At 60.9% G+C, this 13,615-nt stretch carries 14 protein-coding genes; 5 read left to right on the forward strand and 9 right to left on the reverse strand.

Annotated elements, in window-relative coordinates; translation table 11 throughout:
- Positions 1-54 precede the first annotated feature (54 nt).
- The 7 genes from nth to metG form a co-directional block, all read right to left on the reverse strand.
- Complete coding sequence (gene nth, locus ACWNZ1_RS16245; RefSeq protein ID WP_135846864.1) at positions 55-693, reverse strand: endonuclease III; 639 nt, start codon at positions 691-693, stop codon at positions 55-57.
- Positions 690-1,223: an Rnf-Nqr domain containing protein gene (locus tag ACWNZ1_RS16250; protein ID WP_256453633.1), complete on the reverse strand. Its 534-nt coding sequence runs from the start codon at positions 1,221-1,223 to the stop codon at positions 690-692. The genes nth and ACWNZ1_RS16250 overlap by 4 nt, the downstream gene beginning before the upstream one ends.
- Positions 1,220-1,828, reverse strand: a complete 609-nt coding sequence (locus ACWNZ1_RS16255; protein ID WP_135846862.1) for an RnfABCDGE type electron transport complex subunit G — start codon at positions 1,826-1,828, stop codon at positions 1,220-1,222. Before ACWNZ1_RS16255 ends, ACWNZ1_RS16250 begins: the two co-directional genes overlap by 4 nt.
- Positions 1,825-2,811 (reverse strand): RnfABCDGE type electron transport complex subunit D, encoded by a 987-nt coding sequence (locus tag ACWNZ1_RS16260; RefSeq protein ID WP_135846861.1) that lies wholly within the window; start codon positions 2,809-2,811, stop codon positions 1,825-1,827. Before ACWNZ1_RS16260 ends, ACWNZ1_RS16255 begins: the two co-directional genes overlap by 4 nt.
- Positions 2,798-3,805: an electron transport complex subunit RsxB gene (gene rsxB / locus ACWNZ1_RS16265; RefSeq protein ID WP_135846860.1), complete on the reverse strand. Its 1,008-nt coding sequence runs from the start codon at positions 3,803-3,805 to the stop codon at positions 2,798-2,800. Before rsxB ends, ACWNZ1_RS16260 begins: the two co-directional genes overlap by 14 nt.
- Positions 3,802-4,374, reverse strand: a complete 573-nt coding sequence (locus ACWNZ1_RS16270) for an Rnf-Nqr domain containing protein (protein WP_135846859.1) — start codon at positions 4,372-4,374, stop codon at positions 3,802-3,804. The genes rsxB and ACWNZ1_RS16270 overlap by 4 nt, the downstream gene beginning before the upstream one ends.
- 129 nt (positions 4,375-4,503) lie before the next feature.
- Positions 4,504-6,549 carry a methionine--tRNA ligase gene (gene metG, locus ACWNZ1_RS16275; protein ID WP_135846858.1) on the reverse strand — a complete coding sequence of 682 codons (2,046 nt, stop codon included), beginning with the start codon at positions 6,547-6,549 and terminating at the stop codon, positions 4,504-4,506.
- Between the two features lie 217 nt (positions 6,550-6,766).
- Between metG and apbC the strand changes: the two genes are divergently transcribed.
- Complete coding sequence (gene apbC, locus ACWNZ1_RS16280; protein ID WP_256453632.1) at positions 6,767-7,861, forward strand: iron-sulfur cluster carrier protein ApbC; 1,095 nt, start codon at positions 6,767-6,769, stop codon at positions 7,859-7,861.
- A gap of 65 nt (positions 7,862-7,926) precedes the next feature.
- On the opposite strand, the gene ACWNZ1_RS16285 is transcribed toward apbC, so the two are convergent.
- On the reverse strand, positions 7,927-8,685 hold the full coding sequence (locus tag ACWNZ1_RS16285; protein WP_135846856.1) for an SDR family oxidoreductase: 759 nt from the start codon (positions 8,683-8,685) through the stop codon (positions 7,927-7,929).
- A 164-nt stretch (positions 8,686-8,849) separates the two neighbouring features.
- Between ACWNZ1_RS16285 and ACWNZ1_RS16290 the strand changes: the two genes are divergently transcribed.
- The 4 genes from ACWNZ1_RS16290 (at position 8,850) to groL (ending at position 12,355) form a co-directional block, all read left to right on the forward strand.
- On the forward strand, positions 8,850-9,581 hold the full coding sequence (locus tag ACWNZ1_RS16290) for a HugZ family pyridoxamine 5'-phosphate oxidase (RefSeq protein WP_256453631.1): 732 nt from the start codon (positions 8,850-8,852) through the stop codon (positions 9,579-9,581).
- A gap of 66 nt (positions 9,582-9,647) precedes the next feature.
- Positions 9,648-10,124 carry an FxsA family protein gene (locus ACWNZ1_RS16295; protein WP_210640289.1) on the forward strand — a complete coding sequence of 159 codons (477 nt, stop codon included), beginning with the start codon at positions 9,648-9,650 and terminating at the stop codon, positions 10,122-10,124.
- A 244-nt stretch (positions 10,125-10,368) separates the two neighbouring features.
- Positions 10,369-10,662: a co-chaperone GroES gene (locus ACWNZ1_RS16300; RefSeq protein WP_024619193.1), complete on the forward strand. Its 294-nt coding sequence runs from the start codon at positions 10,369-10,371 to the stop codon at positions 10,660-10,662.
- 49 nt (positions 10,663-10,711) lie between these two features.
- The gene (gene groL, locus ACWNZ1_RS16305) at positions 10,712-12,355 is read left to right on the forward strand and encodes a chaperonin GroEL (protein ID WP_053124505.1); all 1,644 of its coding nucleotides are present in this window, start codon (positions 10,712-10,714) and stop codon (positions 12,353-12,355) included.
- 192 nt (positions 12,356-12,547) lie between these two features.
- Here the strand turns inward: groL and ACWNZ1_RS16310 are convergent, their stop codons facing one another.
- Positions 12,548-13,291 carry a phosphatase PAP2 family protein gene (locus ACWNZ1_RS16310; protein ID WP_135846853.1) on the reverse strand — a complete coding sequence of 248 codons (744 nt, stop codon included), beginning with the start codon at positions 13,289-13,291 and terminating at the stop codon, positions 12,548-12,550.
- Positions 13,292-13,615: the final 324 nt, after the last annotated feature.

Genomic DNA, 13,615 nt, shown 5'->3' on the forward strand with positions numbered 1-13,615 from the left:
CGGGCGGGTAAAAAAGATTTTTTCAATCGATAGATCGATAAAATCAATAGTGTCTCAATCGTCGGAGGTCTTGTGCTTGTATTCGCACAAGTCTTCGATTCGGCAGCTGCCACAGCGGGGCTTGCGTGCCAGGCACACGTATCGCCCATGGAGAATGAGCCAGTGATGAGAGTCCAGGAGAAATTCCTTGGGTACGAATTTCATCAGTTTTTTCTCCACCTCCACCACGTTTTTACCCGGCGCCAGCCCGGTGCGGTTGCTGACGCGGAAGATGTGGGTGTCGACCGCCATGGTCAACTGACGAAACGCGGTATTGAGCACGACGTTGGCGGTTTTGCGGCCCACGCCTGGAAGGGCTTCCAGCGCTTCGCGAGTCTGTGGGATTTCACTGCCGTGGCGCTCGATCAGCAGGCGGCAGGTTTCGATGACGTTTTTCGCCTTGCTGTTGAACAAGCCAATGGTCTTGATGTATTCGGACAGCCCTTCGACGCCCAGGGCATGGATCGCCTCCGGTGTGTTGGCCACCGGAAACAGTTTGGCCGTGGCTTTGTTGACGCCGACGTCAGTGGACTGGGCCGACAGAATCACCGCGATCAACAACTCGAATGGCGAGGAGTAGGCCAGTTCGGTTTTCGGTTCCGGGTTGTCTTCGTGAAAACGGCGAAATATTTCCAGGCGTTTTGCGGCGTTCATGGGCGCGGCGTTTCCTCAAGGGTTGAATGGGGTTTGGCGGCCGTCCACGCCTGGCAAGCCGCCAGCAGCAGGCCGAGCAGAATGAACCCGCCAGGGGCGAGCAGGACCAGGGGCAGGTTGCTACCGATCAGCTCGCGCAAGGCGCCCAGGCCGATCATCCAGAGGCCGAACAGCCCTGCCAGCCTGAGGCTTGCAGGCAAGCGGGGCTCAATGAAGACCCCCTCATGCTCCAGTGCCACGCAGCTCAAGGCGATCCAGCCAAAATAAAGACTCAACGGCCGATACAATTCCAGCGCCCAGGCCTGTGCGGCAAGGCCTGCGCAAGCGGTCAGGGTGGCGGCCAGCACGACGGAGGCGAGCAGCCGTTGATACGCTGTCAGGCGGGGCCGGACAAGTCCCATCGCCAAGCCATGGCCGAGGGTAATCACGACCCAGGCCAGCCATAACCCCAATGCGCCGGCCAGCGAGTTTGTCGCACCGATCAGCGGGACGAGCAACAGGCCGCCTGTCAGTACCCATGGTTTATTCATTCGCTAGCCACCGCGGTCAGTTGAGCCTTGTGTTCGTCGAAGTAACGCAACGCATCGTGAATCGCCTGGAGGACTGCCCGGGAGGTCACCGTCGCGCCTGCCAGTTGATCGAACTGCCCGCGGTCCTTTTTCAAGGCCCAACCGTTGTCGTCCGGGTCCTGGCGCGATTTACCGTTGAAGGTTTGCAACCAAGTGTTCGGCCAGCCGGCAATCGCCGCACCCAGCCCGGGTGTTTCGGCCTGGCGCAGGGTTTTCACGCCCAGCAACCGACCCTGCGGGTCGATGGCAATCAGCAATTGGATGCTGCCTTCATAGCCCAGCACCTGGCTGCGTAACAGCACAGCGCTTGGCTGGCCGCTGCGGGTCGCCAGATAACCGCCCAGCAGCGTGCTATGGGCCAGGGCCAGTGGGTCCGTCATGACAGGCTGCGCCAATGGCTGGTTGTCATATTGCTCGGCTGGCAGCACCTCGAGAAGGCTTCGGTTGGCGATCGCTTGTTGCTGTGCCTCGATGCGTCCGGCGGTGCTGAGCTGCGCGAGGTAAGTCGCACCGATACCGAGGCTGATCAGCAGGATCAGGATTACAACGCCGCCAGGTTTTTTCATGTCAGTTGCCGCCGTTGTCGCGCCTCGGCAAACCGCTCCAGTGCTGGTACACCGAGGTTCATCAGCAACACCGCAAAGGCTACGCCATCAGGGTAACCACCCCACGTTCGGATCAGGTAAACCAGCAGCCCCACGCCTGCGCCAAATAGCAGCCGTGCGAGCGCGGCTTTGGCGCCCGAGACCGGTTCGGTCACGATGAAAAATGCGCCGAGCATGGTTGCGCCGGTGAACAGATGAAACAACGGTGAGCCATGGGAGTCGGAGCCCGAGCCGTTCCAGCACAACAAACTGACGATGAACAGGCTGGCCAGCATGCCTATTGGCGCATGCCAACTGAACACGCGTTGTTGCAGCAGAAACAGACCGCCGGCCAAAAACGCCAGGTTGATCCATTCGATACCTCGGCCACCGAAACGCCCGAACGCCGGATCGTTGGCGAACAATTCGTCGATGGTCAGGCTCCTGTTGGTTCGCAGACTGTCCAGCGCGGTCGCTCCGGCCCAGGCATCGGGCGCCGTCTGCATGCCGAACACTTGTTGCAAGCCTTCAAGCAAACCCACGCCGTGGGGCGCGGGCCAATGACTCATATGGGCGGGGAACGCCACCAGCACCAAGGCGTACCCGAGCATTGCCGGGTTGAACGGGTTGCTGCCGACACCGCCCCACAGGTGCTTGCCGAACAGTAAGGCGCAGGCGGCCGCCGTGACGGTCAGCCACCAGGGGCAATACGCCGGCAGGGCCAAGGCCAGCAGCGTGGCGCTGACCAGCGCGCTGCCGTCGCTCAGTTCAGGCATGAGAGGCCGGCGCCGCACACGTAACACCAAGGCTTCGACCGCCAGGGCGGTGAGGCCGGATAACAGTAGATTGAGCGCCACGCCCCAGCCATGGAACCACAGCAACGCCAGCACGCCAGGCAGCGTCGCCAGCAGCACTCGCTTCATCGCTTGCTGCAGCCGTTCGTCCATGGGCTCAGGGAGCGGCATGGGCGTCCACCTGGTGTTCGGCGTCCTTCACGGCTTGCTCCAGCGCTTGCAGGTGCTCAACCGATGCCGCCGCAGCCCGGGCCTTGCTGAGTTCGGCCCGGCGCATCGCCAGTTGGATCTTGGCCCGCTTCAGTTCGGCGTTTTGCGCTGGTGCAGGGGCCGCAGCGCTCGGCGACGGGTTGCTTTCCAGTTGAGCCAGGGCTTGTTCCGCGGCTTCGAACTGGCGTTGCAGCAGGATCAATTGCGACTGCTGCTCAAAGGTCGGCGGATGTCCGAACGCTTTCAAGGATTTGTTCAACTGCGCCCGGCTCATGGCCAGATCGACCTTGGCTTTTTTCAGGGCCGCATCGGCGCTGGCGGCTTTTTGCGCCCGCACTCGCTCCAGCGCAGCTTGTACGGGATCGAGGGTTTGAGTCGGAGCCTGGGCCGCGCGCTGGGTGCGGGCCAGACGCTCGGCCTGGCGCTGCTCTTCTTCGCGCCGCAGCCGCGCATTGCGCTGTTCGAAACGCCGCCGGGCGTGATTACGCTTGGCAGCTCGCGCTTGTTGCGCTTCGGGGCTGAAGGCCAAGCCGCCGACAATCGGCAGCACGTTCGCCATCGGCAAGGGCCGCATCTCGATGCAATCGACCGGGCAGGGCGCCACGCAAAGATCGCAGCCGGTGCATTCGTCGATGAGGACGGTGTGCATCAACTTCGCCGCGCCGACAATCGCGTCCACCGGACATGCCTGAATGCACTTGGTGCAACCGATGCATTCAGCTTCACGGATAAAGGCGATCTGCGCGGGGGCTGGACCACGGCTGGCGTCCAGTTCCAATACCGGTATTTTCATCAGGTCGGCCAGGGCCGCGATGGTTTCACGCCCGCCGGGCGGGCATTTGTTGATCGGCTCGCCCTGGGCGATACCCTCGGCGTAGGGCTTGCACCCGGGGTGGCCACACTTGCCGCATTGGGTCTGCGGCAGCAGGGCGTCGATACGTTGAATCAGACTCATGTTTTGACCAGCCCGCGCAAACCGAGAAATGCCACCGCCATCAGTCCGGCGCTGATCAACTGAATCGGCAGGCCCCGAAAGGGCAAGGGAATATCGTTATTGAAGGTGCGCTGGCGCAGATCATCGAACAGGCTCAACACCAGCCAGAATCCCAGCCCGCCACCCAGGCTCAAGGCGATGGCCTGGCCCAGGCCCTGGTCATCCTGGCTGTTGAGCAACGTGACGCCCAGTATGCCGGCATTGCCAAGCAACAGTGGCCACAGGCCCTCGAACGGCAATGCCGGCAGCCAGCGCGCCAGCAGACGCAGCACTGGCCCGATCAACAACACGCTCAAGGACAGCCATGCAAGCAACCGCAGGGATGTCAGGTTTGCCGGAGCCAGCAACCAATGATCCAGCAGATAGCCCAAGGTGCCGACAATCAGCATCAGGCACGCCGTCGCCAGGCCCAAGGCGTGTACTTGCCTTCTGGCGTTCGTCGCCAGCAGTGGATCGACGCCCAGCGGCCAGTGCAACACGAGGTTGTTGATCAGGGCGGCGCTGAACAATGTGAGAGCAAATTCGGTCATGGGCGTGCCGGCGATAAAAGGCCTGTTACAAGATTAGGCATTATCCGGCACGCGGGCAGGGTGGGCCAGATATGAAAATCCCACAGCCGCCTGCAAGGCGACTGTGGGATCGGTGCAACGCGCAGTCCTTTACTTGATCCGCTGACCCGGCTTGGCGCCGCTGTCGGGGCTCAGCAGGTAGATTTCCTCACCGCCGGGGCCTGCCGCCATCACCATGCCTTCGGAAACACCGAAGCGCATTTTGCGTGGCTTGAGGTTGGCGATCATCATGGTCAGCCGGCCTTCGAGCTGGGCTGGGTCCGGGTAAGCGCTCTTGATGCCGGAGAACACGTTGCGTTGCTCGTCGCCGATGTCCAGGGTCAGGCGCAGCAGCTTGTCGGCACCCTCGACGGCTTCGGCCTTGACGATCAATGCCACGCGCAGGTCAACGGCGGCGAAGGCGTCAAAATCGATTTCCGGCGACAACGGATCCTTGGCCAGTTCGCCGTTACCGGCCGGCGCGCCGGTGTCGGTCTGGCTGGCGGCCAGGTCTTCCTTGGAAGCGTCGGTCATCGCTTGCACCTTGGTGGCGTCGATACGGGTCATCAACGGCTTGAACTCGTTCAACTGATGGTTGCTCAGCAGGGTCTGGTGATCGTTCCAGGTCAACGGCGCGACGTTGAGGAATGCCTCGGCATCGGCGGCCAGCAGCGGCAGCACCGGCTTGAGGAAAATCACCAACTGGCGGAACAGATTGATGCCCAGGGCGCAGATCGCCTGGACTTCGTCCTGCTTGCCTTCCTGTTTGTTCAACGACCAGGGGGCCTTGTCGGCGATCCAGGCATTGGCGCGGTCGGCCAAGGCCATGATTTCGCGCATGGCCCGGGCAAAGTCGCGGCTCTCATAGGCATCGGCGATGCTTGGCGCCGCGGCCAGGAAGGCGTCGGTCAGCTCCGGCGCGGCGTTGCCGGCTACCAGGACACCGGCGTTGCCCTTGTGGATAAAACCGGCGCAGCGGCTGGCGATGTTGACCACCTTGCCCACCAGGTCGGAGTTGACCTTCTGCACGAAGTCTTCGAGATTCAGGTCCAGGTCGTCGACGCCACGGCCGAGCTTGGCCGCGTAGTAGTAGCGCAGGTATTCCGGCGACAGGTGGTCCAGGTAGGTCCGGGCCTTGATGAAGGTGCCGCGGGACTTGGACATTTTCTGGCCGTTGACGGTCAGGTAGCCGTGGACATTGATGCCGGTCGGTTTACGGAAACCGGCGCCTTCAAGCATGGCGGGCCAGAACAGCGCGTGGAAGTTGACGATGTCCTTGCCGATGAAGTGGTACAGCTCGGCGCTGGAGTCCTTGGCCCAGAACGCGTCGAAGTCCAGCTCCGGCGTGCGGTCGCAGAGGTTCTTGAAGCTGGCCATGTAGCCGATGGGCGCATCCAGCCACACGTAGAAATATTTGCCCGGCTCGTCGGGGATCTCGAAACCGAAGTACGGCGCATCGCGGGAGATGTCCCACTGTTGCAGGCCGGCGTCGAGCCATTCGGCGATCTTGTTGGCCACCGCGTCCTGCAGGGTGCCGCTGCGGGTCCAGGTTTGCAGCATTTGCTGGAAATCTGGCAGCTTGAAGAAGAAATGCTGGGAATCCTTGAGCACCGGCGTCGCCCCGGAAATCGCCGATTTCGGGTCTTTCAGGTCGGTCGGTGCGTAGGTGGCGCCGCATTTTTCACAGTTGTCGCCGTACTGGTCTTCCGTGCCGCATTTGGGGCAGGTGCCCTTGATAAAGCGGTCGGCCAGGAACATTTTCTTTTCCGGGTCGAAATACTGGGTGATCGAACGGGTGGCGATGTGCCCGGCGTCGCGCAGCTTCAGGTAGATCTGGCTCGACAGCTCGCGGTTTTCTTCGGCGTGAGTGGAGTGGAAGTTGTCGAAGTCCACCAGGAACTCGGCAAAGTCGGCGCTGTGTTCAGCCTGGACGTTGGCGATCAGTTGTTCCGGGGTGATGCCTTCCTTTTCCGCGCGCAGCATGATGGCCGAACCGTGGGCGTCGTCGGCGCAGACATAAATGCATTGGTTGCCGCGATGCTTCTGGAAGCGCACCCACATATCGGTCTGGATGTACTCCAGCATATGGCCTAGGTGAATCGAACCATTGGCATAGGGCAGGGCACTGGTGACGAGGATCTTGCGTGGCTCGGACATGGGGCTCGGCTACTTGATGAAACGGAGGTCGGCCACTATAAAGCGCTGGCGGCTTTTTTTCACCTTTCGGGGCTGTTTCCGGATACATCGGTTGGGAATGGCGAAAGGTGTGAGCCAGGCACAAAAGGTGTTCGCACCGCGGTAATCGGGTCGCCACAACAGCATGTGGGGCGTAGGATAGCGGCCTGTTTTTCAAGTCTTGCTATCGGAGTTGCCCATGAGCGCCGTCAATCGCGCAGCGGTGGAAGCCGTCCTTCGCCAGTACACCGACCCTTATCTGAACCAGGACCCGGTCAGCGCCGGATGCGTGCGCGCCATCGACATCCAGGGCGAGCGTGTCAGCGTCCAGCTGGAGATCGGCTACGCCGCCGATCTGTTCAAGAACGGTTGGGCGCAGATGCTGCAAATGGCGATCGAGTCCCTGGACGGTGTCGCCAGCGCCAAGGTTGAAATCACCAGCGTGATTGCGGCCCACAAGGCCCAGGCGCAGGTACCGGGGCTGGCGAACGTCAAGAACGTGATCGCCGTGGCCTCGGGCAAGGGCGGCGTCGGCAAGTCCACCACCGCCGCCAACCTGGCCCTGGCCCTGGCCCGTGAAGGGGCGAAGGTCGGGATTCTCGACGCGGACATCTACGGTCCGAGCCAGGGCATCATGTTCGGCGTTGCCGAGGGCACCCGGCCGCAGGTCAAGGACCAGAAATGGTTCGTGCCGATCCAGTCCCATGGCGTGGAAGTCATGTCCATGGCCTTCCTGACCGACGACAACACGCCGATGGTCTGGCGTGGGCCAATGGTCTCCGGTGCCCTGCTGCAACTGGTGACGCAAACCGCCTGGGGCGACCTGGATTACCTGGTGATCGACATGCCGCCAGGCACTGGCGATATCCAGCTGACCCTGGCGCAGAAAGTCCCGGTGGCCGGTGCGGTGATCGTCACCACGCCTCAGGACCTGGCCCTGTTGGACGCGCGCAAGGGCGTGGAAATGTTCCGCAAGGTGAACATTCCGGTGCTGGGCGTGGTGGAAAACATGGCCGTGCATATCTGTTCGAACTGCGGGCATGCCGAGCATCTGTTTGGCGAAGGGGGTGGGGAGAAGCTGGCGAGTCAGTACGGCGTCGAACTGCTGGCCTCGCTGCCGTTGTCGATGTTGATCCGCGAACAGGCCGACGGCGGCAAACCAACCGTCATCGCCGAGCCGGACAGCCAGATCGCCATGGTCTATCAGGAGCTGGCCCGTCACGTGGGCGCGCGGATCGTGTTGCAAGAGGCCGCATCACCGGCGATGCCGAACATCACTGTCAGCGATGATTGATGCTTGAAACGCCATCCAATGTGGGAGCGAGCAAGCTCGCTCCCACATTGGCTGTGTGCAGGTCCTTAGATCCGCAACCCACCATCCATCTCCAAAATCCGACCGGTGTAGTAGTCGTTCTCGAAGATGTACGCCGCCGAATGAGCAATCTCCTCAGGCTTGCCCATGCGTTTGAGCGGAATCCCCGAGGTCATTTTTTCCAGGGCCTCGGGTTTCATGCCCAAAGTCATCTCGGTTTCGATGAAGCCGGGGGCGATGCCGGCGACACGGATGCCATAGCGCGCCAGTTCCTTGGCCCAGGTCACAGTGGCAGCGGCTACTCCGGCCTTGGCGGCCGAGTAGTTGGTCTGGCCGACGTTGCCGGCGCGGGAGATCGACGAAATGTTGATGATCGCGCCGCTGTTCTTCAGCTCGACCATTTTCGCCGCCACTTCACGGGTGCACAGGAACACACCGGTGAGGTTGACGTCGATCACCGCCTGCCATTGGGCCAGGCTCATCTTGGTCATTTCGCCGTCCTTGACCTTGAGCAGCAGGCCGTCGCGCAGGATCCCGGCGTTGTTGATCAACCCGTGGATCGCGCCGAAATCCTCGGCTACCCGGGCGACCATGTCGGTCACTTGTTCTTCATTGGCGACGTTGCACAGGTACGCCCGGGCTTCGACACCCTTGGCCGCGCATGCGGCAACCGCCTGATCGAGTTTTTCCTGGTTGAGGTCGACCAAGGCGAGCTTTGCGCCTTTGCCAGCCAGATACTCGGCCATGGAGCGGCCCAAGCCCTGGCAACCGCCGGTGATAATGATTACTTTGTCGGTGAGTTGCATTCTCATGTCCCGGTGGCAGAACGGTGAAGGAAGTCCTTTTGAAGGCCTCTCGATCTGCGACGGTGTAGCCCGGCTGCACACGAGAACTGCCCCCGCTGGCGCACTGGAACAGAGTCCAGTTGCCCGACCGTTTTTAAGACGGTTTCTATCAAAGGAGTCATAAATTGAGCGTTGAAGCTGCCAAGCATGCCCGAGAATTGCTGCTCAAGGAATACCGTGGAATGCTCTCCACCCATTCCAAGTCCATGCCCGGTTTTCCGTTCGGCTCCGTGGTGCCGTATTGCCTGGACGAACAGGGCCGGCCACTGATCCTGATCAGCCGCATCGCCCAGCACACCCACAACCTGCAAAAAGACCCCAAGTGTTCGATGCTGGTGGGCGAGCGGGGTGCCGAAGATGTGCAGGCGGTCGGGCGCCTGACCTACCTGGCCGAGGCCCGGAAACTGGAAGACCGCGCCGCCATCGACGCCGCCGCTGAGCGTTATTACCGCTACTTCCCTGACTCGCAGAACTATCACAAGGCCCATGATTTCGATTTCTGGGTGCTTGAACCGGTGCGTCATCGTTACATCGGCGGCTTCGGCGCCATTCATTGGATCGACCAGCTCACCCTGGCCAACCCCTTTGCCGGCAAAGCCGAAGCCAGCATGATCGAGCACATGAACGCTGATCACACCATGGCCATTGCCCATTACGTGGATCTCGCCGGCCTGCCGCACACCGAACCGGCGCAACTGGTGGGTATCGACAGCGAAGGCATGCACCTGCGTATTGGCCAGGGCCTGCATTGGCTGGCGTTTCAAGAGCCCTGCAACACCCCGACACAAGTACGCGAAGCCTTGGTTTATCTGGCTCACGCCGAGCAATGGCCGAAAAATACCGCGGCTGACGCTTGAATTCACGAAAGGGCGACGTCATTTAAGGTCTCATAGCAAGGCATTCTTGCGTTGAGGAACCATTTGATGCGCCCTTTTTTGTTGCTCTTTCTGCTGTTCCCGGTGTTGGAGCTGTTCGTATTCGTCAAGGTCAGCGGTGCGATCGGGTTTTTCCCGGCGCTGTTGCTGGTCATTCTCGGCTCGATGCTCGGCGTGTTCGTGCTGCGTATCGCCGGCCTCGCCACGGCATTGCGTGCCCGTGAAAGCCTGAACCGAGGCGAGCTGCCTGCCCAGACCATGCTTGAAGGCCTGATGCTGGCCCTGGGTGGCGGTCTGTTGATCCTGCCTGGCTTCATCAGCGACGTGCTGGGCCTGGTCATGCTGTTGCCATTCACCCGTCGGATGCTGGCCAATAAAATGCGCCAGCGCGCCGAAGAGCAGGCGATGCGCCAGCGGGCCTTTGCCGACGACCTACAGCCCCGTGGCGGGCCAGCTCCGCGCGAACCTTTGGGCCGCGAGCCCAACGTGATCGAAGGCGAATTCGAACACCGCGACCCTCGGTAAAAACCAGCGACACGGCACCTTCAGGTGCCGTGTTCGTTTTTGGCTGCGTGAAGTAAAAAATTTCATACCCGGCCCTTGTAATCGGCTTGTCCGCCCTTATGTATGGGTCACCGCAAGGTTTCCGGTGGCAACACCGGACAGACTTCCGCGGTTCGCTTGACGAACCGCACCCGGCACCGCCGGATTCGTTAAACCCGCCGGGACTACACCGGCCGATGAAAACCACAATTAGGAGAGATCGACAATGAAGCTTCGTCCTCTGCATGACCGCGTCGTCGTCCGTCGCAGCGAAGAAGAAAAGAAAACCGCTGGCGGTATCGTCCTGCCAGGTTCGGCTGCTGAAAAGCCAAACCAGGGTGAAGTACTCGCTGTAGGCCCAGGCAAAGCACTGGAAAACGGTGAAGTACGTGCGCTGTCCGTGAAAGTGGGTGACAAGGTTGTTTTCGGCCCTTACTCCGGTAGCAACACTGTGAAAGTTGATGGCGAAGACCTGCTGGTTATCGGCGAGAGCGAAATCCTCGCTGTTGTCGAAGGCTGATTCCCCGCTCATTTTTCCGCGACTACAAAGTATTTAAGGAATATCGATCATGGCTGCTAAAGAAGTTAAATTCGGCGATTCCGCCCGCAAGAAAATGCTCGCCGGTGTCAACGTCCTGGCTGACGCAGTAAAAGCGACCCTGGGCCCGAAAGGCCGTAACGTGATCATCGAGAAGAGCTTCGGCGCTCCGACCATCACCAAGGACGGCGTTTCCGTAGCCAAAGAAATCGAGCTCAAAGACCGCTTCGAAAACATGGGCGCGCAACTGGTCAAAGACGTTGCCTCCCGTGCCAACGATGACGCTGGTGACGGCACCACCACCGCTACCGTCCTGGCTCAATCGATCGTCAACGAAGGCCTGAAAGCCGTCGCTGCCGGCATGAACCCGATGGACCTCAAGCGCGGCATCGACAAGGCGACCATCGCCATCGTCAAAGAGTTGAAAGCCCTGTCCAAGCCATGCGCTGACACCAAGGCAATCGCTCAGGTCGGCACCATCTCGGCCAACTCCGACAACTCCATCGGCGACATCATTGCCGAAGCCATGGAAAAAGTCGGTAAAGAAGGCGTGATCACCGTTGAAGAAGGCTCGGGCCTGGAAAACGAACTGTCGGTTGTTGAAGGCATGCAGTTCGACCGTGGCTACCTGTCCCCGTACTTCGTCAACAAGCCGGACACCATGACCGCCGAGCTCGACGGCCCGCTGATCCTGCTGGTCGACAAAAAGATCTCGAACATCCGCGAAATGCTGCCAGTGCTGGAAGCCGTTGCCAAAGCCGGCCGCCCACTGCTGATCGTGGCTGAAGACGTTGAAGGCGAAGCCCTGGCGACCCTGGTTGTGAACAACATGCGCGGTATCGTCAAGGTTGCTGCCGTCAAGGCACCAGGCTTCGGCGACCGTCGCAAAGCCATGCTGCAGGACATCGCCGTACTGACCGGCGGTACCGTTATCTCCGAAGAGATCGGCCTGAGCCTGGAAAGCACCACCCTGGAGCACCTGGGTAACGCCAAGCGCGTGATCCTGTCCAAGGAAAACACCACCGTGATCGACGGTGCTGGCGTCGAGGCTGACATCCAGGCTCGCGTTACCCAGATCCGCGCACAAGTGGCCGAGACTTCGTCCGACTACGACCGTGAAAAACTGCAAGAGCGCCTGGCCAAGCTGTCCGGCGGCGTTGCAGTGATCAAGGTTGGCGCCGGTTCCGAAGTTGAAATGAAAGAGAAGAAAGCCCGCGTTGAAGACGCCCTGCACGCAACCCGCGCAGCCGTTGAAGAAGGCGTGGTACCTGGCGGCGGCGTGGCACTGGTTCGTGCCCTGCAAGCCATCAGCGAACTCAAAGGCGACAACGATGACCAGAACGTGGGCATCCAGTTGCTGCGTCGCGCTGTAGAAGCTCCTCTGCGCCAGATCGTTGCCAACTCCGGTGACGAGCCAAGCGTTGTGGTCGACAAGGTCAAGCAGGGTTCGGGTAACTACGGTTACAACGCTGCTACCGGCGAATACGGCGACATGATCGAAATGGGTATCCTGGACCCAGCCAAAGTGACTCGTTCGGCTCTGCAAGCGGCTTCGTCGATTGCCAGCCTGATGATTACCACCGAGGCGATGATCGCTGAAATCAAGGAAGACGCTCCAGCTGGCGGCGGCATGCCAGACATGGGCGGCATGGGTGGCATGGGCGGCATGATGTAAGCCAGCCTTACCCCTGTAGCGAAAAACCCCGCCTGCGAAAGCAGGCGGGGTTTTTTATTGCCTTGGGTTCATGGCGCGGGGCCAATCCCCCTGTGGGAGCGAGCTTGCTCGCGATAGCGGTGGGTCAGCGCCGGGTATATGAACTGATACACCGTAATCGCGAGCAAGCTCGCTCCCACATTTGAATCATGTTCAGGCGTTGGCGGGTTGGCTCAGCGCTACGCGATCAGTCATGGCGGCCGGTCGATACAGGATGTAGTAGTAACACCCCAGGCAAATCAGCCAACAGAACACCGCGGTCCACACGTTGTGGGAAAAGAAGTGCGCCCCTTGCATCATTCGACCCACGGAAAATACCGTGCCCAGGGCAAAGGCGAATACCAGGGCTTGCCGGGCCAGGCGCGGGCGGCGGTCGCGCAGCGCGAAGAACAGCGCAAACAGCGTGAACCCGGTGGCGGCATGACCGCCGGGCCAGCAGCGGCCGGGCTTGTCGGTGGCCGGGCGCGGGCTCAGCAGCTCACTGTAGGTTTCCTTGCCGCCGAATTCCTTCAGGCTCCAGGGGCATTGCACCGCCGTCACGGCTTTCATCGGTGTGACGAAAGAGGTCGCCAGGGCCAGGGACAACACCAGGCAGCCCAGTTCGCGTTGGAATGGTTTGAGCCGGGCGACGAAAAACGTACAGATAAACCCGAGGACCGCCAGTGCGGAAAATGCGATGACCACCTCTTTGGCCCGGTCGTGCAGGATATCTTCCAGAAAAAAACTGTGCCGACCGATGAACTCCGCGCCAACCGGGTCGTAAAACAGCTTGGCCAGGTTCATGTCCAGTGTGGTCAGTTCCAACAACACCATAATCACCGCGACAACGGCGGGCAGGCCCAGGGCGATGCGCAAGTTCAGCGGCCTGGAAGCGGGGCGGATGGCGGTGGAAACCATGAGAGTACCTTTGATGGGTTTTTCGTAAGCAGCGCGTTGCGCGTAGTCTGGTCTGCGTTGCGTTGGAGAGGTGTGAATGTTGGGTGAAAAACTCGTCAATGCCCACGCCGCCGCGTTTCTTGGCTCACTCGACTTATGTGTAAGTGGGCTTGCTCGCGAAAGCGTCGGTACATTCAACATGGATAGCGGCTGGTCCCGCGCATTCGCGAGCAAGCCCGCTCCTACATGGACATACTCGCCAGGGCCACCGATACAACCCTAGCCGTGAGCCAAACTTGGCCTTAAGCTGCGCGGGCCACGACGACTGCCTACGTGCGCAGAGGA

The sequence above is a fragment of the Pseudomonas sp. CFBP 5748 genome, from assembly GCF_053850495.1.

Bases quoted from the DNA above. Each gene is read 5' to 3' on its own strand.
- groL (WP_053124505.1), top strand. From the start codon at position 10,712: ATGGCTGCTAAAGAAGTTAAATTCGGCGATTCCGCCCGCAAGAAAATG.
- metG (WP_135846858.1), bottom strand. From the start codon at position 6,549: ATGTCCGAGCCACGCAAGATCCTCGTCACCAGTGCCCTGCCCTATGCC.
- ACWNZ1_RS16295 (WP_210640289.1), top strand. From the start codon at position 9,648: ATGCGCCCTTTTTTGTTGCTCTTTCTGCTGTTCCCGGTGTTGGAGCTG.
- apbC (WP_256453632.1), top strand. From the start codon at position 6,767: ATGAGCGCCGTCAATCGCGCAGCGGTGGAAGCCGTCCTTCGCCAGTAC.
- nth (WP_135846864.1), bottom strand. From the start codon at position 693: ATGAACGCCGCAAAACGCCTGGAAATATTTCGCCGTTTTCACGAAGAC.
- ACWNZ1_RS16285 (WP_135846856.1), bottom strand. From the start codon at position 8,685: ATGCAACTCACCGACAAAGTAATCATTATCACCGGCGGTTGCCAGGGC.
- ACWNZ1_RS16310 (WP_135846853.1), bottom strand. From the start codon at position 13,291: ATGGTTTCCACCGCCATCCGCCCCGCTTCCAGGCCGCTGAACTTGCGC.
- ACWNZ1_RS16300 (WP_024619193.1), top strand. From the start codon at position 10,369: ATGAAGCTTCGTCCTCTGCATGACCGCGTCGTCGTCCGTCGCAGCGAA.
- ACWNZ1_RS16260 (WP_135846861.1), bottom strand. From the start codon at position 2,811: ATGCCGCTCCCTGAGCCCATGGACGAACGGCTGCAGCAAGCGATGAAG.
- ACWNZ1_RS16255 (WP_135846862.1), bottom strand. From the start codon at position 1,828: ATGAAAAAACCTGGCGGCGTTGTAATCCTGATCCTGCTGATCAGCCTC.
- ACWNZ1_RS16250 (WP_256453633.1), bottom strand. From the start codon at position 1,223: ATGAATAAACCATGGGTACTGACAGGCGGCCTGTTGCTCGTCCCGCTG.
- rsxB (WP_135846860.1), bottom strand. From the start codon at position 3,805: ATGAGTCTGATTCAACGTATCGACGCCCTGCTGCCGCAGACCCAATGC.
- ACWNZ1_RS16270 (WP_135846859.1), bottom strand. From the start codon at position 4,374: ATGACCGAATTTGCTCTCACATTGTTCAGCGCCGCCCTGATCAACAAC.